This window comes from Dyadobacter sp. 32, from assembly GCF_902506755.1.
GTDB lineage: Bacteria > Bacteroidota > Bacteroidia > Cytophagales > Spirosomataceae > Dyadobacter.
The window spans coordinates 6,147,546-6,169,467 of the sequence record NZ_LR735258.1 but is presented as its reverse complement, the minus strand read 5'-3'; the positions used below and the strand labels follow the sequence as shown (position 1 = coordinate 6,169,467).

Annotated in this window: 19 protein-coding genes; 11 read left to right on the top strand and 8 right to left on the bottom strand. The window is 44.8% G+C overall.

Features of this window, described 5'->3' with window-relative positions:
- Window positions 1-3: 3 nt before the first annotated feature.
- From DYADSP32_RS25265 to DYADSP32_RS25230, 8 genes are all read right to left on the bottom strand, one after another.
- Window positions 4-747, bottom strand: coding sequence for a hypothetical protein (locus tag DYADSP32_RS25265; protein WP_149240159.1), 744 nt, complete (start codon window positions 745-747; stop codon window positions 4-6).
- Between the two features lie 193 nt (window positions 748-940).
- Window positions 941-1,456, bottom strand: coding sequence for a hypothetical protein (locus DYADSP32_RS25260; protein ID WP_149240160.1), 516 nt, complete (start codon window positions 1,454-1,456; stop codon window positions 941-943).
- Window positions 1,457-1,478: 22 nt separating this feature from the next.
- Window positions 1,479-1,952 (bottom strand): hypothetical protein, encoded by a 474-nt coding sequence (locus DYADSP32_RS25255; RefSeq protein ID WP_149240161.1) that lies wholly within the window; start codon window positions 1,950-1,952, stop codon window positions 1,479-1,481.
- A 457-nt stretch (window positions 1,953-2,409) separates the two neighbouring features.
- Window positions 2,410-3,075, bottom strand: a complete 666-nt coding sequence (locus DYADSP32_RS25250; RefSeq protein ID WP_149240162.1) for a hypothetical protein — start codon at window positions 3,073-3,075, stop codon at window positions 2,410-2,412.
- Between the two features lie 159 nt (window positions 3,076-3,234).
- Complete coding sequence (locus tag DYADSP32_RS25245) at window positions 3,235-3,630, bottom strand: hypothetical protein (protein WP_149240163.1); 396 nt, start codon at window positions 3,628-3,630, stop codon at window positions 3,235-3,237.
- 74 nt (window positions 3,631-3,704) lie between these two features.
- On the bottom strand, window positions 3,705-4,844 hold the full coding sequence (locus tag DYADSP32_RS25240) for a S8 family serine peptidase (protein ID WP_414618047.1): 1,140 nt from the start codon (window positions 4,842-4,844) through the stop codon (window positions 3,705-3,707).
- A gap of 252 nt (window positions 4,845-5,096) precedes the next feature.
- The gene (locus tag DYADSP32_RS25235) at window positions 5,097-5,717 is read right to left on the bottom strand and encodes a response regulator (RefSeq protein WP_414618046.1); all 621 of its coding nucleotides are present in this window, start codon (window positions 5,715-5,717) and stop codon (window positions 5,097-5,099) included.
- Between the two features lie 123 nt (window positions 5,718-5,840).
- Complete coding sequence (locus tag DYADSP32_RS25230; protein ID WP_414618045.1) at window positions 5,841-6,905, bottom strand: ATP-binding protein; 1,065 nt, start codon at window positions 6,903-6,905, stop codon at window positions 5,841-5,843.
- Window positions 6,906-7,306: 401 nt separating this feature from the next.
- Between DYADSP32_RS25230 and DYADSP32_RS25225 the strand changes: the two genes are divergently transcribed.
- The 11 genes from DYADSP32_RS25225 to DYADSP32_RS25175 all read left to right on the top strand — a co-directional run bounded on the left by DYADSP32_RS25225 (window position 7,307) and on the right by DYADSP32_RS25175 (window position 21,919).
- Window positions 7,307-8,419, top strand: coding sequence for a Gfo/Idh/MocA family protein (locus DYADSP32_RS25225; protein WP_149240167.1), 1,113 nt, complete (start codon window positions 7,307-7,309; stop codon window positions 8,417-8,419).
- Window positions 8,420-8,573: 154 nt separating this feature from the next.
- Complete coding sequence (locus DYADSP32_RS25220; protein WP_149240168.1) at window positions 8,574-9,380, top strand: DUF1295 domain-containing protein; 807 nt, start codon at window positions 8,574-8,576, stop codon at window positions 9,378-9,380.
- 189 nt (window positions 9,381-9,569) lie between these two features.
- A complete protein-coding gene (locus DYADSP32_RS25215) occupies window positions 9,570-10,409 on the top strand; it encodes an SMP-30/gluconolactonase/LRE family protein (RefSeq protein WP_149240169.1) in 840 nt (279 codons plus the stop codon).
- A gap of 241 nt (window positions 10,410-10,650) precedes the next feature.
- Complete coding sequence (locus DYADSP32_RS25210; protein WP_149240170.1) at window positions 10,651-13,059, top strand: TonB-dependent receptor; 2,409 nt, start codon at window positions 10,651-10,653, stop codon at window positions 13,057-13,059.
- 2 nt (window positions 13,060-13,061) lie between these two features.
- A complete protein-coding gene (locus DYADSP32_RS25205) occupies window positions 13,062-14,009 on the top strand; it encodes a DUF4249 domain-containing protein (RefSeq protein WP_149240171.1) in 948 nt (315 codons plus the stop codon).
- A 404-nt stretch (window positions 14,010-14,413) separates the two neighbouring features.
- Window positions 14,414-14,821, top strand: a complete 408-nt coding sequence (locus tag DYADSP32_RS25200; RefSeq protein WP_149240172.1) for a hypothetical protein — start codon at window positions 14,414-14,416, stop codon at window positions 14,819-14,821.
- A gap of 166 nt (window positions 14,822-14,987) precedes the next feature.
- Window positions 14,988-15,770: a hypothetical protein gene (locus DYADSP32_RS25195; RefSeq protein WP_149240173.1), complete on the top strand. Its 783-nt coding sequence runs from the start codon at window positions 14,988-14,990 to the stop codon at window positions 15,768-15,770.
- Between the two features lie 69 nt (window positions 15,771-15,839).
- Window positions 15,840-16,532: a DUF421 domain-containing protein gene (locus DYADSP32_RS25190; protein ID WP_149240174.1), complete on the top strand. Its 693-nt coding sequence runs from the start codon at window positions 15,840-15,842 to the stop codon at window positions 16,530-16,532.
- 104 nt (window positions 16,533-16,636) lie between these two features.
- On the top strand, window positions 16,637-17,038 hold the full coding sequence (locus DYADSP32_RS25185) for a DUF1398 family protein (RefSeq protein WP_149240175.1): 402 nt from the start codon (window positions 16,637-16,639) through the stop codon (window positions 17,036-17,038).
- 140 nt (window positions 17,039-17,178) lie between these two features.
- Entirely contained in the window at window positions 17,179-19,233 is a 2,055-nt protein-coding gene (locus DYADSP32_RS25180; protein WP_149240176.1) for a dipeptidyl-peptidase 3 family protein, read from the top strand.
- Window positions 19,234-19,528: 295 nt separating this feature from the next.
- Window positions 19,529-21,919: a TonB-dependent receptor gene (locus DYADSP32_RS25175; protein ID WP_149240177.1), complete on the top strand. Its 2,391-nt coding sequence runs from the start codon at window positions 19,529-19,531 to the stop codon at window positions 21,917-21,919.
- Window positions 21,920-21,922 lie beyond the last annotated feature (3 nt).

Below are 21,922 nucleotides of genomic sequence, written 5' to 3'. Positions count from 1 at the left end.
ATTTCAGCGTTTGTACCATGTGGCAAAATCCAACACAAGTCCAATGTTTCCCAGTGTCTCGTTGTACGGTATTGTAGCGGAGCTTAGCTTCAATGCCAAGCCAAACTGAGCCTGGATTTTGATAAACTTATAACCACCGCGCAGCGTAATGGCCGGCTCGAGAAACATGTGCGTATTGTCGGCCAGTTGATCCAGATCCTGGTCAATCAAATATTGTTTGGAATAGATCGTGGTGGCTGTACCGTACTGCAAAGCGGTGAAACGTGAACTGAGCCCCAGATCAAAAAATTTGGTTGCAAAGCCAACATTTGGCTGGACAAAGAGCTTAAGGCCTTTTGCCTCAATCTCTCCCAGTACCCCATTGTTGGTGTTGAGATCTGCAATGTACGTCCTGCTAAGCCCGCCGCCGCCATATACTTCGTAAATCAGGTTACGCTCCCCTTTACCCAGGTAGCCTATCCCGGCTTCAATGGCCGAATTGTTTTGAGCGAAACTAACGTCAGGTTTGCCATTAACGGTAACATCAGGGCTACCCTCATGATCACTTTTAACGAATTGCGCGTTGGCTATGACACCCACCCTATCCGAAATCGCGTAAGCCGCCTGAAAGTTTCTTCTGGAGACAAGGAATTTCAGTTCTCCTTTTTCCTGTAACAGCGGAACGTTCAGTGCATTGGGCACGTAAGCCGTTTTGCAGGATTGTAGCGTAATGATCAGACCCAGTAGGAGGCAACAACCAACGTGCATGATTGTGGCTTTTGACTTCGTCCGATTAATTGGAACTTGAAAGATAGAGGAGGGTTTCATTTTTATTTTGGTTAAAAAAGTGATGACCGGAGTGTTATTCAACACGTCAAAATTCAGCAATTAGGGCAAAAGGAAAAATCAACAATTTTGGGGACTTATTGGTGATAGTGAATGTAGAAATAAAACAACTAATCTATTGATTTTGAGAATAATAAGAAGCCAAACGAACTACTTGTGCCGAGGCCGGACGAACATATCGGGACAACACATACGCTGTAAAAGCCTTGTCGGACGGCATCAGTCCATTTCTTTTATTAGTTCCAAATGCCAGAATACGTATTTTCGATAAGTGGATGGGTTTCTCGCCGGTGCGACGAATGATAAACAGTGTATCGCCAACATTTCTGTTTCCAGGTTTCAGGCGAAAACCAAACGAATCCTCATCGTTTACCATTCCGGGAATATGATAAGAATTTGTGTCACCTTCCACCGAAGCGCTTAACAAAATCCCATAGTTGGAGTTCGGAAGTCCATAACTGCGCAACGGTATTTTGTAAACATTGCCTGAGGTGGAATCAAAAATTACGTTTTGTAAATGAAGCTGATAACCCTTAATGGTCTCATTTTGATAGGATTTCTGTGCTATCACCCCGGTGGAGTACAGCCAGCTTAACAAGAAACCAAAGTGTAATATTGCTGAACGTTTCATTTTACAGAGGAGTGAGCTATTTTTAATCTTTCTTCAATCCGATTGAATTCCGAGAGTGGCTTGGCAACTTATTATTTTTTTGTACCGAAAGCGCGTGACAGGAGAAACAGGGATTTTTTTTGAAGTCCCAATACGCATACAACTTATGTGATCCCCGAAAATCTAATATCCGTTCACTGGTAACGAAACGGGAAATAATTTCGGGATGGACACGCCCGGGGATATATTTATCCGGACGGTATTCCCCCTTGAACGGTACGCGGCCGTGCAGTCCTGCCAAAGTTAGATGGCTGCAAACCGCATTCAGATCCAGATAGAACTGAAGATCCGATTTACTTTCAGCACCATACGTCACTACACTTTGCTCGGTACTCGCCACACTATCCGAATAGCTGTCTGTCCTTAAAATAGCGGTGCCGCCCAATATGTTATTGGTCTGCCCCCAAACTGATTGCAAGGAAACGGATACATACAGAAATAGAAAGCTTACTTTCATGATCGTTTTCGTTTAAAGGGTTTATGACCTCAGGAGTTCATTGGAAGAAATTGTTTCTTGTCAACCGTTCCAACGCATCAAAATTGAGAAGAAAACCGCAGGGGAAAAATCAACAATTTTGCGGAGCGTATCCAAGTCAAATTGTAAGAAGTTAAACGTGAGGTGATAAGTGTTGTTGGGATATAGAGTATACTCAAAACAACGCACTAGGACTGTAAAATCCTAGGATCAATTCTTCAACTATCATTGGAATAGAGTTAATGCTCGCAACAGTATCAAAACCCCATTATTCTGAATCGAAACGGTTGCGGTGTAAGCCTGCGTAGAACCGTCTTCGGCTGTCACCGTTCAGGTTACAGGTTTACCGGATTCCTGAATAGCCTTTGAAGCTGGCGATACCTTAGACTCTGCTGAACTAACTAATCGTGGGGAGCAGTAGGAGATCGGCGATATTAAATTAACTCGCTCCGAATCTTTTTGGAGGCAAAAGATAACCGAATATTAAGATGAAATTTGTTAAGATTATAATAAGGGGAGACGAAACATACCAAAGAAATCTAAAAAGCTCGTTGGAGTGGGCTTGAACAACTTCATTCAAAGAACTAACCAGCAGCGAAAATAAATTGCTGATCACTAATGCACTGAGTAACCAAATTAAGGATTTTTTGTAGCGTTCAGTTCCATTCCGAAGTGAAACCAGACGTAATAAAATAAGCGTTACTACAATTACATAGATCGACTCGAGACTAGTTAATTGGGTATTGATCAGTTTATCAGTTTTGTCATGAAGATAATCGTAGCACATAATAAGGATAAAACCAGCGGATAACACAAATGTTGTGATGTAAAAACTGCGACTTCTTACGATCAGTGATGCAATAATTGAAACGAGTGCAATATCAAGACAGGTGTCAATGTAGTAAAACGGTCTGTTGGAAAGCCCTTGATAATAAAAAAAAAGAGCCCCAATAGATATCACGGCTCCTTTCCAAGTATGAACAGCAAATATTTTTAAGATCAAGTCAAAATTACGCCATCTTAATAAGCTTATAATAGCTGGAAAAGATGTGGTGACAACACTAAAATCATAAATGTGCTCAATAACTTTGTAATATTCTTCCATGAAGGATCATTTTTGTCCAAGATATGCAAATATCAGTACCTCATCAAGGTGAAAATATATACTCTCTAACGTCGTCAACGCTCATGTCGGCCATCTTATCTACTGAACGACAGTCATTTGAAACGCCCTATCACCAAAAGCAGTGGTTTTATAATTTGGCTAGGCCGTAGGTTTTGGGGTAGGTTTGATAGCAGGTAAAGTTCCAGAAGGCCCTTCAATACCAGGCACACCTGTACCATACTTAGGTTTCCCCAGAATTACTCCATCTGCCTCATTGCTATTTGAAGGTTCGAAAATCAACTGAATTTCCCCATCTCTATCAATTTCACGGTTTAAACCAAAACTGATCAAGATACCTTCTGCATTTTCGTTCTCTGCTAGAATCTTCTCGATGAGACCACGGCCTACAAAATACCCGGTCCGGGAGCCAATTCCCTTTTCAACAAATTCCTCGTCAAACAACCCTTTCAAATCGACAACATTATCTTCGGTCAACTCAATTAGTCCCACGTTTCGCATCAATTCGTCTTCTTCTCTTCGCTGCTGATTTTTCATTTTTTTTGTAAAATTTAGTTATAAGTTTAAATGTATTATGAATCTGTTTGAATTAAAAAATAGGGAATTGCTGGTTACGGTATTCTGCGGATAAAATTGTTAAATATCTCAGGATCAGAATGACCATCTGTATCCGACTTCAGCATGCTCCGCATTTCTGAGGGCAACAAAGATCTCCCACTGCTTTTTGCAGCCATCTGTATTCGCGCTGCCAGTGAGGCAACAATTGCCGATGCCAACGATGTCGCGCTAAACTGGAGGTAACCAGAGCCCTCAGAATGAAACGTGTTGACAACTTCGCCATAACAGTAGCAGTCAACACGCTGTCCGTAATTTGAAATATTGCGAGAGCCGGAACCAGCACCTATTGCACCTACCATGATCGCACTGTGTTTTTTCATGTTGTCAAGGACGGACTGGAGTCGTGACCGTGGTACCAGGTCGTAAAGTGTCGTTTTGATCAAATCACCCATGTCAATACTCCCATTTGCGGCGGCTTCTATAACAATTACACCGTTGGCAACTGCGTATGTAATTAAATGTAACAGCGCTGGCTCGGCTTCAATGGGAAGATACCCACCTCTCTTTCTCAAATATGTCTGAATTTCCAGCAGAACAATATCTCCTCGTTTAACCTCAGGATGTGTGAAAATTTCAACTAGTTGTTCTTCGGTCTTCTCGCGGATCCTGAGACCGACACGTTTCCATATAGATCCCGTAAGAATTTTTGCATTACCAGCAAGCCCTTGCAGTAAATCACTATCTGTTGACCTGCCTTTCAACACATTAACCGTATTGGCTCCATGGGACTTTTCAGAATGATTCACTCCGGAACCTAATAAGGTCGGGATAGGAAAACTCATCAACTCCCTGGCCCATCCCTGCTCTACATCCACAACCGTCACCAATAAGGATCTTGAACTAGCCGAAGTAATATCAAATTTCTTAAAAAATTCTTTAACAGTACTTGCAGCATCAGCCGGTGTAACGCTATATCCCGGAGGACCCGCACTTGACCGCTGCCCTTTTGAATAGGCATACGAAATTCCTGGTAGTGACATTATTTTCTTCAAAACTATTTCCTCATTGAACTCCGAGACCCGTATAACAAAGAAATTTAATAAGTTTTCTCCTTTATGTCTACTAACTTCGAAGGCATTGGTCATCAAAATAGAAACTAAACTATTATCAGTGTCTATAAACAAACTTTCCATTCGGAGATTATTTTGCTTAAGTAGTATCCTAAGGCTCTCAAAAAAAACCTTGCTTCCACCACTGTCTATATCCGGGTATAAAAATCTGATCGCATTGGACACGCGTACATCAAAATAAGTTTTTGATAGTTGAACCAAATCACTACCGTGATGGTAAGAATCTGCATCCAAAAAAAACAGATCTTCAACTTTTACAACGATTTGAACAGGTTCTGACTGTGCGGGCATAGTTTACAAATTTTAAATTGATCTTCAAACCAACCGCCACTCCAGCGCTTTCACAACGGCCTCGGGAGCGGAATTGACGTGTAATTTTTCATATATGTGATTTACATGGGTGGCCACCGTGCTGAACGAAATGCCGCAGGTGTCGGCGATCATTTTATAGCTCAGGCCTTTTACCATACAGCCCAGCACTTCTTTTTCACGGTTGGTGAGTTCCACAAAGGTGTGTTCACTTTTGACAAACTGCTGCTGAAACATTTCCACTACCCTACGCGCTATACTCGGTGACAAGTGTGAGCCGCCTGCGTATACCTCCCGGATCGCTTGTACATACACCCCGGGATCCGGATTTTTCACCACATAACCGGAGGCTCCGGAGCAGATTGCCTGAAAAATCTTGTCATCATCTTCGAAAACCGTTTGAATCAATACTTTCAGCGTAGGGGCATTCTTCTTGATTTCGATCATGGCTTCAATGCCTGAGCGATGCGGCATCTGTATATCCATCAGCACCACGTCGGGCTTGTGTTTTTTGATGACTGAACCCGCTTCACGTGCATCCGGGAAAGCGCCTGAGAACCATATGCCTTCCGTCCCGGACAGATACAATGCCAGGCTTTCCCTCAGATTTTTATTATCCTCAAACAATACAACACGAATCATTTAGCGAAGCCCCGCGGGCGTTTTTTTGTAAACACACATTATTTGATACAAAAATCAGGCACAAATCCCGGTTTAAAAATCAACAATTATATGGATATCGGGTCTAGCCTAAGCCATCACTTTCAGGCTTATGGTGGTACCCACATTCAATTCCGATTCGATTTTCAGGCTGATGCCTACTTCGTCCGCTCGTTCCTGAAAATTGAACAAGCCGTTGCCCTGATGCGTCTGCCGGGTATCAAAACCACGTCCGTTGTCCGCAATACGCATTTCCATGTGATCACGTACCGCGGATATATGTATGTTCACTTTGGTCGCATCGGCGTGTTTGACTGCATTGTTAATCGCCTCCTTAAAAATAAGATAAATATTTTTTCGCTGCTCCATGGAAAAATTAATTTTCGCAGGATTGGCATCTACCATAAATTCAAAAGCAATATCCTTGCTGCTAAGCACCTGGGAAGCAAAGGAATTCATGCGTTCAAAAAGCTTCGCAACACTGTCGTTCTTAGGATTGATGGTCCACACTGTATCCTGCATCAACGAAACCGACTCCCTGGAGTTTTCAATAATTTTTTCCAAAATCGGCAACATCTCTACCGGGGCTTTCTTCCTCAGCACTTCCACAAATATGGCTATGCTGTTCAGGTTGGAGCCCACTTCGTCATGCAGGTCGGCAGCGATCTGGTTCCTTACACCAAGCATCTTAAGCCGCTGCCTGAAATCGTAAAGGAAGAACAGATAAATCCCTACGCCGATCAGCACTAGCACATAAGCCACCATGGACGGGATAAACCACCATTCATTCCAAAACGCTTTTTCTTTCTCGACTTTGATCTGTAAGGGCGTTGACTCTTTGCCACTGAGGCTAGACTTTAGCTGAAAAACATAGTTCCCACCTGGTAATCCCTGGTAACGTGCAGAAGGATAGGCAGTCGGTATCCACTTTTCCTCTAAGCCTTTGAGGCGGTAAAAATAGGTAGTAGAATCGCCAGTTATGCCCCGAAATTCGAGTGATAGCTCATCCTGAGATGCTTTCATGCGAATAACGCCATTGACCAGCTTTGTGGTCGTTCCATTGACAAGTACTTTCGTCAGCTTCACCTGTGCAGCGCTTGTCAATGAAAAAAGAGACAACCAAAATATGGCCAGGTAACGAATGGTGACGAACATTAAAGTTTTTGAGAGGATACATTTCAAATATATGCATAAAATCATAAAACCAAATATTTCATAGCTCAAGACAATATATAAGCGTCATAACGGCATGGCAGTCCTCTGTTTTTCCTGGAAGCCAGCGACTTGTAGATTAAATTTCCGCTCTTTCATCTTATTTGCATTTGTCCGGAGGAAGTTCTTCGCAGGTTGCTGGTTCTGTCACCAACGGCGATTTTCAATCAAAACCTATAGTCACAATTCCTACCTGATCCACGTGTGGATCCAACTTCGATCATTCAAATATCAGCTACGCTCCGCCGCTTTCCAGGATTGTTATATGCCTGCCTCCATAAGGAGATTTACTTAGGCCTCCTCTTTAACGAGTATCCAATAAACCATTAATACAGACCAGCCTTATGGATTCTCGTCGCGATTTTCTCCAAAAATTCTCATTAGGACTTGGCGTTACGGCGCTGGCTGGCTTGCCGGCTGTCGCCCATGATATCAACCCTGTGTCCAATGCCGACAAACAGCTTCGGGTAGCCATTCTGGGGCTGGGGGGCTATGCCAATATTGTTGCCAAAGGGATGAAAGATTGCAAAATCGCGAAGCTGACCGGGATTATCACGGGAACCCCATCCAAAATACCTGAATGGAAAAAGAAATATAACATTGAGGACAAGAATGTATACAGCTATGACAATATGCACGAGATCAAAAACAATCCGGATATTGATCTGATATATGTAATCACCCCCAATTCACTCCACCATAAGCACGTGCTAATGGCAGCCGCTGCCGGGAAACACGTCATTTGCGAAAAACCAATGGCTGATAATGCCAAACAAGCCCGGGAAATGATTGCGGCATGCGATAAAGCAGGTGTAAAACTTTATATCGGCTATCGTCTCCACTTTGAGCCACATACGAAAGAACTTATCCGAATGCGCAAAGCGGGCGAATTTGGCAAGGTAATGCACGTCAATAACTACGCCGGATTCAAAATAGGCGACCCGAAACAATGGCGCCTGCGGAAAGCACTTGCCGGTGGCGGTGCCATGATGGATGTGGGTGTGTATTCCCTCAACGGCGCAAGATATTGCACAGGCGAAGAACCGATCTGGGTGACGGCACAGGAAAGTAAAACCGACAAAGTCAAGTTTGCAGAAGTAGACGAAACAGTCACTTTTCAACTGGGTTCCCCTGGTGGCATGATCGCCAACTGCGGATGTACTTACAACTTCAATCATGTAGAAGGACTGAAACTGATGGGCGAAAAAGGCTGGGCGGAAATGAACCCCGCATTTGGGTACGGCCCCATCCGGGGCAACACGCACCTGGGGCCGATCAATCAACCTGATGTAACCCATCAGGCCTACCAAATGGACGGCATCGCTGAATGTATCCTCGACAACAAACCCGATCCGAACGTTTCAGGATTAGAAGGATTGAAGGACATGATCGTGGTGGATGCCATCTACGAGTCGATACGGAAAGACGGAAAGAAAATTTTTATCAATAAAGCGTAGACGCTGGTTTTTGAATAGTAAAGTGCTTTCCATCAGTTAGCCAGGGGTAATAAGCAAAAAAGGGAGCGGACAACCAGGATGCATCATCCCCTTGGATTGATTACAATGGCACAATCTTTTTGCCTAGACCAAGAATCACACGAAACAGCTGATTATGCCTTTCTCCATTTATCAATTGTTGGCGGCCTGTCTGGTGGTTTCATTGGCATCCACCTTGATGGGTTTCAAAAAAACGGTCTGGTTTATCAGCCTGGGTTACGCCACAGCCATTGTCGCCATGACGTTTGTACTGGTCCTGTTTTTCTACCCCACCTTCCAATATTTCCATTGGTTTCAATGCATATCACTGGTAATCTGGGGAGCCCGGCTAGGTGTCTTTTTGTATCAGAGGGAGCACAACGAACATTACCGGAATGCAGTTAAGCAAACGATTGCCGGGTCTCAAAATTTGCCTTTTTTGTCAAAAGCTACCGTCTGGATTGCCGTATCGGCATTGTATGTCTGCCTTTTTGCGCCTGCCCTTTTTACATCGGTTAATCCTACCTTGCAAGGCCTAGCCATTATTCCCGGCATTATGACCATGCTGGTCGGGTTGTACCTGGAAGGAATGGCAGACCATGAAAAGAGTGCCTTCAAGACGGCAAATCCTGATACGTTTTGTAATGTGGGTTTATATAAAACGGTGCGTTCTCCCAATTATCTGGGAGAAATTCTGTTCTGGACAGGTAACTTTATCGTTGGGATTCCCTTTTTCACGGCGTGGTGGTGTTGGGCGTTGAGTGGAATTGGGTTAATTTGCATCATTCTGATTATGATCGGCTCCACCAAAAGGCTGGAAGCGAAGCAATTGAAAACATATGGTGCAGACCCGGCTTTCCAGACTTATATTAAAACCGTCCCTGTGCTTTTTCCCTGGCTGCCTATTTACACGCTGAAAGATGTAAAGGTTTACCTGGAATAATATTCGGCCATCAGTTAACCGATCCCGAAAGCCAGGCACTCCCAGCTGGGATAGCAATACAAAGGAAATCGTAATAACATTTGTTAAACCTCATTAAGTATTAAAATGTACATGAACACCTACCGGTTACGCAGCTTTATGACAGCATCTTTCATGCTGATGTTTGTACCGGGAATTTTCGCTCAAATTATGGATACAAAATCAATTATAGCACCAGCAGCCAAGCTGGAAAAACTGGGGGACGGATATAAATTTACCGAAGGACCCGTGGCCGACAAAAAGGGAAATGTTTTCTTCACCGATCAGCCCAATAACAAAATCATTCGGTGGGACGCCTCTTCCGGCGAATTTTCTACATTTTCCGATCAGGCAGGGAGGTCCAATGGTATGTACTTTGATAAAAAGGGAAATCTGGTTTCCTGTGCAGATGAAGACAATCAGGTTTGGGTTTTTGATAAAAAAGGAAATCACAAGGTGCTGGTCAAAGACTATGAAGGCAAGTTGCTAAATGGCCCCAATGATCTCTGGATTGACGCAAAAGGAGGGATTTACCTCACCGACCCGCTTTACAAGCGAGATTACTGGAAACGTGATCCGGCCATGCAACAAGATGGGGAACACGTCTACTATCTTACCCCGGATGGAAAAAAACTGACAAGGGTTGACAACAATATAAAAAAACCCAATGGGATTATTGGCACCAAGGATGGCAAAACGCTATTTGTGGCAGACATAGGGGCAGGTAAGACCTATCGTTATGACGTCGGGGCTGACGGTGAACTGAACAACAGGAAGCTCTTCGTTTCAATGGGCTCCGATGGCATGATACTCGACGATCGGGGAAACCTGTATCTTACGGGAAAAGGGGTAACGGTCTTTGATAAAGAAGGACAGCAGATTGCTCACATTCCGGTTCCTGCCGGGTGGACTGCCAACCTTTGCTTCGGCGGGAAGGATCGGGACCTTTTGTTCATCACAGCTGGCGACGCTGTATATGGAATCAAAATGACTGTCAAAGGCATTAAATAAAAACATGAAACAATCCGGCGAAAAGCTCATTGCCGGATTGTTTCATGGATCAACTGACCGCGGTAAGATTCAGGGCCGGGCATTATGCTGCTGCTACCGCATCTTATATGATGACGGCTGTCGCGCTTTTTTTTCCGAATCGGAAGGCCTGAATTTGTTCCGTAACGGCTCATTATCAAATTGTTTCGATAATATTACACATTCCGAGTCGTTAAGAAGCATTGAACGCTAAAAAGTAGGTATGCATAAAGTTTTTACCACCCTTCTGCTTCTGCTTCCATTCATTGGTTTTACCCAGAAAAAGATTACCATCAGTGGTTTTGTGAAGGAACAGGGAAGCCAGGAGCAATTACCCGGGGTAAATGTGTTTGTATCCGACACGCCCTATGGAGCCGTCACCAATACCTATGGATTTTACTCATTGACCATCCCATCCGGCGATTCTGCTATTTTGGCGTTTTCATTTGTAGGTTATTCCAAAATCGAAAAGTCCATCGCTTTGGACAAAGACATTCAACTGAACATCCTATTATCTACAGTGACTCAGCTGGAAGAAGTGGTGGTCTCTGCCCGTCGCCAGGAAGACTATGTCAGCCGTACCGCTCAAATGAGCCAGATTGAAATACCCATCCAGCAGATTAAAAAAATACCTGCCTTTTTTGGTGAAAAAGATGTGTTGAAAGTCCTGCAGCTGATGCCCGGCGTACAAAAAGGCACCGAAGGTCAAACGGGACTCTATGTACGTGGCGGCGGTCCCGACCAAAACCTGATCATACTGGATGACGCGGTCGTGTACAATGCCAACCACCTCTTCGGCTTCTTCTCCATTTTCAACAGTGACGCACTCAAAAGTGTAGAACTTACAAAGGGCGGATTTCCGGCACGCTACGGTGGCAGATTATCCTCTGTCCTGGAAATGAACCTGAAAGAAGGAAGCAAAGAAAAGCTACACGGTGAAGGCGGCATCGGGCTCATTTCGTCCCGGCTAACTCTGGAAGGTCCTATTTCCAAAGGCAAATCTTCCTTTCTGATTTCCGGACGACGCACCTACATTGATGTGCTGGCGGCGCCACTCATCGCACGTCAGCAGCGTGGAGATGACAGCCAGGTGAAGCCGGGCTACTTTTTTTATGACCTCAATGCCAAGATTAATTTTGACCTGGGGAAAACGGACAAGATATACGCCAGTGGCTACTTTGGCCGGGACAAATTCAGCGTCAGCGAAATGAGCAGCACCACCAATACCAGGGCGGGACTTGATTGGGGAAATGCCACAGCTACGCTCAGATGGAATCACTTGCTTAACCAAAAACTGTTTTTGAATACCTCTTTGATTTACAGTAATTTCAATTTCGGTGTGTCCAGTTATTCCAAAGACATGAACAGCGAAGGTACCATTTCGGATGAATTCAGCCTGCAATACGATTCGCGCATCAGGGATCTCGGCATCAAGTCCGACTTCGATTATTATCCCTCTCCCAAGCATGCGGTGAAGTTTGGCCTCCTGGCTACTTTTCATAAGTTTGTGCCTTCCGCTCTCGCCATTCAGGGATCCTTTATCGATATCCCCATTGAGCGCAGTGTGCAGCCCGTCCGCACCCTCGAATCGGGATTATACATAGAAGATACCTGGCAGGCGCTGGACGCTTTAAAAATGAATGCAGGGTTTCGGGTGAGTTCATTTCAGACCGAAACTAAAAATTACATTCGCCCTGAACCCCGTTTTTCGGCCGCATTAAGGTTGGCAAGGGATTTTTCGTTTAAAGCCTCTTATGCACACATGAATCAGTATGTGCATTTATTGTCCAACACGGGTCTCGGCCTTCCTACCGATTTATGGGTTCCAACCACAGACCGGGTGGCACCTCAGCAGTCGAAACAGGTGGCTATTGGGTTGGCAAAGGACATTGAGAATCCTGCGCTTACCTTCACCCTGGAGGGTTATTACAAACGCATGAACAACATCCTCAATTACAAAGAAGGTGCATCGTTTCTGAGTATAAGCGGAGAAAACGCCAATGAGCTCAGCTGGGAGGACAATGTCACGGCGGGCAAGGGTTGGTCCTATGGTGCGGAATTTCTGGTACATAAGAAGTCGGGCAAATTTTCAGGTTGGATCGGATATACCCTTTCCTGGACCAAATGGCAATTTCCAGAACTGAATTTTGGAAAAGTCTTTTATCCACGATACGACCGCAGACACGACCTGTCCGTGGTGGGCATCTACGAGCTCAACAAAAAAATTACCTTATCCGCCACCTGGATCTATGGGACAGGTAACGCGCTAACATTACCGTTGGCCAGTTACACCGGAATCTCTGATAATTTTTATACCCGGTCCAATCAGGGCGTGGCGAGTTCAACCCTGTGGCGGGGACGCCAGGTCAATGAATATGGCGAAAAGAACAGCTTCCGCGCAGAGCCCTACCATCGCATGGATGTTGCCATCCAGTTCCATAAAAAGAAAAAACGGCACGAAAGGACCTGGGAGTTTGGGTTGTATAATGCCTACAACAGGAGAAATCCGTTCTTTTATGATATTGCCGAAGAGACGTCTACGAGCGGATCCGTTACCACAACAAAAACCACTTTGAAAAGATATTCGCTATTTCCGGTATTGCCATCGTTCAGTTACAATTTTAAGTTCTAGCCATGAGAAGTCTGCATTACATCCTCTTATTAATGCTCACCGGACTTTTAGCCTGCGAGACACTTGTCAGCGACATCCCCTTATCGGACCTTCCTTCCACTACGTCGAAGCTGGTTGTCAATTCTTACATATCGCCTCAATCCGCCAAAACAATCGTGGTGGTGACCGAATCCATCCCGCTCTATGGGGAATCCACTTCTGGTGACAAGGTCGTGACCAATGCAGTTGTAAAAATTTCAGATGGAACCAAGCAGGTTATCATGCCCTACGATACCGCCGGAAAAGTGTATAGCCTCACGCAGGCGCAGTTCCCAATCCTGGCTTCCAAAACCTATACGCTCGTGGTGTCCGACGCCAGCAGATCCGTAAGCGCGACCTGCACGGTTCCAGCAAGAGGACCAGTTATCCAATCTTATGTTATTGACACCGCATTTGTGCGGGATTTCAACGGGCGCGATACGGCCCTCACTCTCAAATTGGTTTGGCTGGATTTAGCCAGCGAGAAGAATTTTTACCGGGCAAGAGGTTATACCGAAGTGGAATATTCCGTGCTCCAAACCAATTCCAATCAGGAACGGAGCGAAAAACGTGTCAAAGGCCGGTTCAACTTTGACTGGGACGAAAATACGGGACGTAGTGACTTTCAAAATGATGAAAATCTGGACAGTACGGTTTTTACATCGCCACTAGGCAGGGCTTACTTACCCTCTACGATACTTTCTTATACTTCCAGCGGGCCGGTATTCGCCAAACAGAAAATTAAAATTTTGTCGGTAAACATGGAAGTCCTCAACACCGACCAGGCCTATTACGACTACCACCGCTCCTTATCGCTGAACCGAAACGCCAACAATCCCTTTGCCGAACCGGCTCTTGTGTTTAGTAACGTCACCGGTGGATTGGGCTGTTTTGCCGCTTACAATAGCCGACAAATAATTTACAGGCCCTGAGCCGCTAAAAACTTCATCCCCGATCGGATCAATGACCCTGATTCTACATTTTGAACCAAAATGAGGTTATACTACCTCAACGTGGCTATTGGTCAGGTTAGCTTTTGGGAAATTTACGTTCAGGAAAACAATATTTTCTAAGATAAAAATCACTGTCAATAAGCTACAAACCAACAACTTAAAATTATAAGCGTCATTTGCTCCGGTAATGCTAGTCCTGCTTAGCCAACGAATATTTTATTAAAATAATCAGGCACACTTTTTTCAATCATGCTGTACGATAGGTATGAAGGATACATATCATCAGAGACCGGAACCGACAACACCGCAACTTATATCTGATTAATTAAATCCAAAACCGGTTTTGCATTGTCAGTCCGTTTTCAAACCTAAATTCTAACGCTATGGAATTACAAGAATCAGATTTATCACAAAAAAAAGGAGGAAGTCCGGAACAACAAAACATCAATGAACCGGATACGCTCATCGAGACACTCGAAGACCTGAAGGAGAAAGGATATACCTACGACTTTAACCTCACAGCGCATGCATTGGAAACCCACAAGGACGACGGCGTGCGCCTGGCACTATCGCCAGATGATTTTACAATAGTGAATGTATTCAGGTTTGAAGGTATGAGTAATCCTTCCGACAGCTCCATACTCTATGCCATTGAATCCTCTGACGGCTTAAAAGGAACGCTGGTAAGTAGTTACAGCATGTATTCCGATGCCATGTCCAATGAAATGATAAAAAAGCTGGATACCAGAAGTTCCATTATCGGTTTTAATCCGGATGATGTAGCACAATAGGCTTTAACTAATAAATTGCACTTCACATTCAACAAACTATCAAGATGTTACCTCGCCATGATAAGCGGGTAACATCTTTTTTAATTCCAGCCTGATCCACTTCTCCCATTATCTCAGACAGATACCCAATTACTAAATACCACCGCAATTAAACACCGCATTATTTATGAAACTTATACAACATTTGATCAATCTTTTAACTGTTTGCAAAATTGCGCTCGTTACCACTTTTAGTGCTGCCCTGCTGTGGAGCTGTGGCGAAAAAAAACAGGATGCATCTGAGTCCGGACTTTCAGGACGATATGTTAATAACACCTTTCTACAATCCATTCCTGATTCCATTCCTGGCCTGGTTCCTGCGTTTTGTTATGAACTGAACTTCATCAGCGAGGACAGTGTCAACGTTTTTTTTGGCTTCGAAGAAGCAACCCTCGCTTACAAAAAACAAGGAAATCATTACCTGATCATGAAGGCCATGCAAGACAAAGACATGACGCTTCTCCTCAACGAAGACCAAACCTTATCGCTTGTGGATACAGCATGGACAAGCCAAAATACGCCATCTGAGTTTAAAAAAGTCGCTATGGTAAGCGGGCAAAAGTGGGAGTTTGAAAATTACCTGAATCAGCAGATGATCGCCGGCTCTTACACGGTGTACCAACAGGATCAGCCAACGGATCAAAAAATAAGTTTTAAGACCGACGGCACCATAACCGGGATCAGCGATTACATTTCTTATTCTATCTGTTACAGTGGCGACTGTGTGGGTGAAGTGTACCCCACTTCCAACACGATGACCCTGACCAATGCAAAGAAGGAATCCGTTACTTACGCATTCGTAAAAAGTAAGGGCTCAAACAAAATCAGTGTGTACAACATTGAAGCACCCATACCTGACATGAAAGGAGAGCGGGCAATTAAAGAGCTTGTATATGATTTGAGAAAGTAATCCGATCGATTACTGTTGAAGTCCAAAATCCACATTCAAAACCTTCACTTATACCATAGCGCTTCGTATATGAAAGAGATATTCGAATGGAACCGTCTACTGATCAACGATCTGCCCTTTATTTATCTGATTGAGGTGGTTTTCCGGTCTGTCCTGATGTTCACCGTTGTACTCATCGCCCTCCGTGTAACCGGCAAAAGAGGCGTGCGGCAGCTTTCTATTTTTGAAACCGTGATCATCATTGCGCTGGGTTCGGCAGCAGGCGATCCTATGTTTTATGAAGACGTTGGCCTTATTCCCGCCATTGTTGTATTTGTTACCATCATCCTGCTCTACCGGCTCGTTACCTGGCTCACAGGCAGGAGTAAGCAATTCGAGATCATGCTGGAAGGCCAAACCGTGTGCCTGATACGGGAGGGGAAATTCTCGATCACCCAGTTTAAAAAAGAGAGCCTGGCGCAGGACGAATTTTTCACTGAGCTGCGCGTCAAAAGCGTTGAGCATCTGGGACAAGTTAGAAACGCCTACCTGGAAACCTCAGGTGAGGTAAGTGTATTTTTCTTCGAGGATGACCACGTGAAGCCCGGCCTCCCTATCTTACCGGATCTCTATACTAAAAAAAGTAAAAGTATTTCTAAAAGCGCTTTGTACGCGTGTACATTTTGTGGGCATGTAGAACACCTGAATACCGAAACGGCAGTTTGCCAGGTGTGTAAAAAAGAAGAGTGGGTGGAAGCCATTAAGACCCTTCGCATCAGTTAGAAAATGGATAAAGCTACACTCCGATCACAGCATGGATCATGTCTAACCATGAAAAAGTGATTATCTTTGAAACAAACTGAAATTGAACTAAACCATCAGCATAAATGAACTTCATCGAACTCACAGAGGAACTGATCCTTTCAGTTGAAAAAAAATCAGAAGGTCAGGCTTATCCCTATCTGGTAAAAAACCTTAAAGCCGTTGGTGTGGATCACTATGAGGTAAAAGTCGCCACGCATAACCGCACTTTCACCAACATCAACGGAGACACCCTCATTGTCGCCGGCGAATTCCCGGAAATAGACCCCGCCGAGACATTTCAGCTGGACGCCGTAAAAGCCGCCGTGAAGCGTACCCAGGAAGGCCTTACGGATTACCCAACATTTCTTCAGGAAATCGCAGCCGCTGGTATACATACCTACCTGGCCGACCTGGCCGGAATGATGATTATTTACCAGGGACCGAATTCTGAATATGAATACGAAGAGAGCATTCCGGAGGTGTAGTCGGGCGCAGGGAACAGACCTGCGGCTATCAAAACTACCCTATCCGTCTGACAAAATGCAATTTATCATCATCTTACCCCTATTTTATCAAGCAACTTAGTCAAGAATACCATCACAGAAATTATAAATACATCAGCCCTATGATCAATAAAACGACAAGTCTTCTACTCGCTGCCACGCTTCTCTTCACCGCGTGCAACAAGAAAACAGGAGAAGAAAGTGCTAAAGCCACAGAAACAGATTTTAATGTTCGTGCAGAATCCTTTGCCGACCTTCAGATGCTTCGCTACCAAATCCCTGGCTGGAATGAGCTGAGTCTCGATCAAAAGAAACTTGCCTATTATCTCTATGAGGCAGCACGTGCCGGTCGTGATATTTTTTATGATCAGAATGGAAAAAATAATCTTACTGTACGTAAAACCAATGAAGCTATTTACAACAGTTTCAAAGGCGCCAAAACCGGAGACGACTGGGAGAAATTCAAAACGTACGCAGGACGTGTCTGGTTTAGCAATGGCGTGTACCACCATTATTCCAATGACAAGTTTATACCCGAATGTTCATTTGAATATTTCTCGGAGCTTGTCAAAAACAGTGACCAAAGCCTGCTGCCACTCCAAAGCGGCGAAACGGTCGACGCATTTCTGGTCCGGATCAAGCCGGTCATTTTCGATGCCAAATTTATGCCCAAAAAAGTAAACCTGACGGCGGGTATTGATAACATTGCCAACTCGGCCAACAACTTCTACGAAGGGGTTACGCAAAAAGAAGTAGAAGAATTCTACGCAAAATTCCCGAAAACGGATCAGGAACCTGAGTGGGGACTCAACAGCAAGCTGATCAAAGAAAACGGCATAATAAAAGAAAAGGTATGGAAATCGGGTGGCATGTACGGTGCTGCCATTGACAAGGTTATTTTCTGGCTGGAAAAAGCAGTGACCGTAGCAGAAAATGATCAGCAGAAAAAAGCACTGGAACTTCTGGTAGCCTATCACAAGTCCGGAGACCTGAAAAAGTGGGATGAATACAATATTGCCTGGCTGTCCGACACGGCAAGCAGACTGGATGTGGTGAACGGCTTTATTGAAGTATATGACGATGCGTTAGGCATCAAGGCAAGTTATGAGTCGGTGGTATCGATCAAGGATCTGGAAACGACCAAACGTATTGAAGCAATCGCAAGCCAGGCTCAATGGTTTGAAGACCATTCGCCACTTATGCCCGAGCACAAAAAGAAGAAAGTGAAAGGTATTACGGCAAAGGCAATCACGGTGGTCACCGAAAGCGGCTCTACGGCACCCAACACGCCGATTGGAATCAACCTGCCCAATTCGGAATGGATCCGAAAAGAACATGGTTCCAAATCGGTGTCACTCAGCAATATCGTGCATGCCTATAACCAGGCAGGCTCAGGTGGCGGTTTTCTGGATGAATTTGCTGCGAGCCCGGAAGCACTGAAGCGTCAGAAAGAATTTGGAAACCTTGCCGACGATCTGCATACGGATATGCACGAATGTATCGGACATGCCTCCGGGCAGATCAACCCGGGCGTAGGCACCCCCGACAAAACGTTGAAAAGTTATGCATCCTGCCTGGAAGAAGCCCGTGCCGACCTGGTGGGTTTATACTATGTTCTGGATCCGAAACTTGTGGAACTGGGTGTAATGCCAAGCCTTGAGGTAGGTAAGGCAGGCTATGACGATTACATGCTCAACGGGCTCATGACACAACTTACACGTTTAAAGCTGGGAGACAATATAGAGGAAGCGCACATGCGGAATCGCGCACTGAATGCTTACTGGGTGTATGAAAAAGGCAAAAAAGACAATGTGGTTGAGTTCGTCAAAAAGAATGGTAAAACCTACGTACAGGTCAATGATTACGAAAAACTCAGGGTATTGTTTGGCGAGCTGTTGAAAGAAATCCAGAGAATCAAATCGGAAGGTGATTACAATGCCGGCAAAAATCTGGTGGAAACCTATGGTGTAAAAGTAAATCCTGAACTGCACAAAGAGGTACTCGAACGTTACGCCAAGCTGAACATCAGGCCGTACAAAGGATTTATCCAGCCAAGACTGGTTCCTGTAATGGATGGAGAAAACACCACCGATGTAAAGGTGGAATACCCCGATTCATTTTTTGACCAGATGATTGAGTACAGCAAAAAGTATTCTTATCTGCCGGTGATGAATTAGCACAAAAGTATTTATAAATTTAAAAAAGGAGCATTCGGGCAATTGACCACCCGGGTGCTCCTTTGTTTTATCCGCATGTTGCAAAGTGATGACCTATTTTGAAAAAGTTCGAAATACGTGATTGCAGAGACAGGTGGCACTGTTTCTAAATATTTCAATCCTCGTATACAACCATACCCACTTCTAGGGACTCATTGAATAGAGATTACCTTGCTCGATCTCTATACTGATAAATTAATATACTAAGAGTTACCAGAGTGCCGTTAACAATTTTTCAACAAGTTATTTTCCACCTATGCACAACACCCTCTATTCAATAGTGCTTTTGTTGTTTGTTCCCATTTCAAGCTTTGCCCAGGATCACATAACGATCAGCGGGTTTGTGCGCGAAAAAGGCAGCCGTGAGTTATTACCCGGCGTGAATGTTTACATTGAAAACTCCACGTATGGCGCCACGTCCAATACCTATGGATTTTACTCTCTTACGGTACCTAAATCCGATTCCGTAACCATTTCCTACTCCTTTGTTGGCTATGACAAGCAAACGCTCCGGATTGCTTCGCAAAAAAATGTAGCGCTAAGCATTGAACTTCCTGCTGTAAACCAGCTTGATGAAGTACTTATCTCCGGCAACCGGCTGGATGAAAAGGTCAGTGAATCAGTTCAAATGAGTAAAATAGATGTTCCGATTTCCCAGATAAAAAAAATCCCGGCTTTTTTGGGTGAAAAAGACGTAATCAGGGTTTTGCAGCTCATGCCAGGCGTCCAGAAGGGCACCGAAGGGCAAACTGGCCTTTACGTCAGAGGCGGCGGACCAGACCAGAACCTCATCATCCTGGACGATGCGGTGGTATACAATGCCAGCCATCTTTTCGGGTTCTTTTCTGTATTCAACGGCGATGCGTTAAAAAGTGTAGAACTCACCAAAGGTGGATTTCCAGCCCGCTATGGCGGACGCCTTTCGTCTGTGGTGGAAATGAATATGAAAGAAGGAGCCAAAGACAAGCTTCATGGAGAAGGAGGCATTGGCCTGATATCGTCCAGGCTAACGCTGGAAGGACCTTTGGCAAAAAAGAAATCTTCTTTCCTGATTTCGGGAAGACGTACATACATCGACGTTTTGGCTGCACCATTGATTGCCCAGCAACAGACAGGTGACGATAGCAAGGTAAAACCCGGCTATTATTTCTACGATCTCAACGCGAAGCTCAATTACGATTTTGGCGCCAAAGACAAACTTTACATCAGCAGCTATTTTGGACAAGACAGGTTTCATGTCAAAGAAAAAAGCACCCGTACCGAAAACAGATCCGGCCTCAACTGGGGAAACGCCACAGCAACATTACGCTGGAACCATTTGATCAACCAAAAGTTATTTGTCAATACATCGCTGATTTTCAGTCATTTCAAATTTGCCGTCTCTGCCTATCAGGAAGAAAAAAATGAAGGAAAAGATCCCGATATTTTCAGTCTGAAATACAATAGTCTGATCCGCGACTTTGGACTAAAAACGGACTTCGATTATTATCCCAATGCCAAACACGCCATAAAATTCGGTGCTCAGGCAACAGCACACCGCTTTGTCCCGTCCGCATTGGCCGTTGAAGGCGACTTTTCCGACGAAGATATAAACCTGCAGGCCAAGCCAATCAATACCATTGAAGCAGGTATCTATGCCGAGGACACCTGGCAGCCATTTACTGCGCTTAAACTCAATGGTGGTTTGCGATTGAGCACCTTTCAGACCACCACAAAAACTTACATCCGCCCGGAGCCCCGGTTTTCGGCAGCATTGAAACTGGCCCGCGATTTTTCGGCAAAGGCTTCCTATGCAACCATGAACCAATATGTGCATCTGCTGAGCAACACCGGCCTGGGCCTTCCCACCGACCTGTGGGTGCCAACCACCGATAAGATCGCGCCACAACAGTCGAGCCAGGTGGCGGTGGGTCTTGCGAAGGACCTTGCCACACCCGGCATTTCTCTTACGCTGGAAGGCTATTACAAAAACATGAACAACATCATCAGCTATAAAGAAGGCTCCTCTTTTATCAGCCTGGAAGGCGAAAATGCCAATGAACTGAACTGGGAAGATAATGTCACAGCAGGAAAAGGCTGGTCCTACGGTGCAGAATTCATGGTTCAGAAGAAAACCGGAAAGCTGTCGGGCTGGATCGGCTATACACTTTCCTGGACGCAATGGAAATTTCCTGAGCTGAATTTCGGAGAAACCTTTTATCCGCGTTATGATCGCCGCCACGATCTCTCCGTTGTAGGAATCTACGAAATCAGCAAGCGGATCACACTTTCTGCCACCTGGGTATACGGCACCGGAAATGCCCTCACCCTGCCTGTCTCCAAATTCACGGTATTCCGCAACCCGTACCAGCCTGGCTTTAACAACCCCTGGAATTACGGAAACAATACATCCGAGTACGACAAAAAGAATTCGTTCCGGGCGGAGCCCTATCACCGCATGGACATCGCGATTCAATTTCAGAAAAAGAAAAAAAGACACGAACGTACCTGGGAATTTGGGCTGTATAATGCCTACAACCGGAAAAACCCTTTCTTTTATAATATCGGGAAAAAGCACGATGAAAATACCGGAGCCGCTACGAATGTGCTCACGCGCTATTCACTGTTTCCGGTGCTGCCATCATTTAGCTACAACTTCAAGTTCTGAACA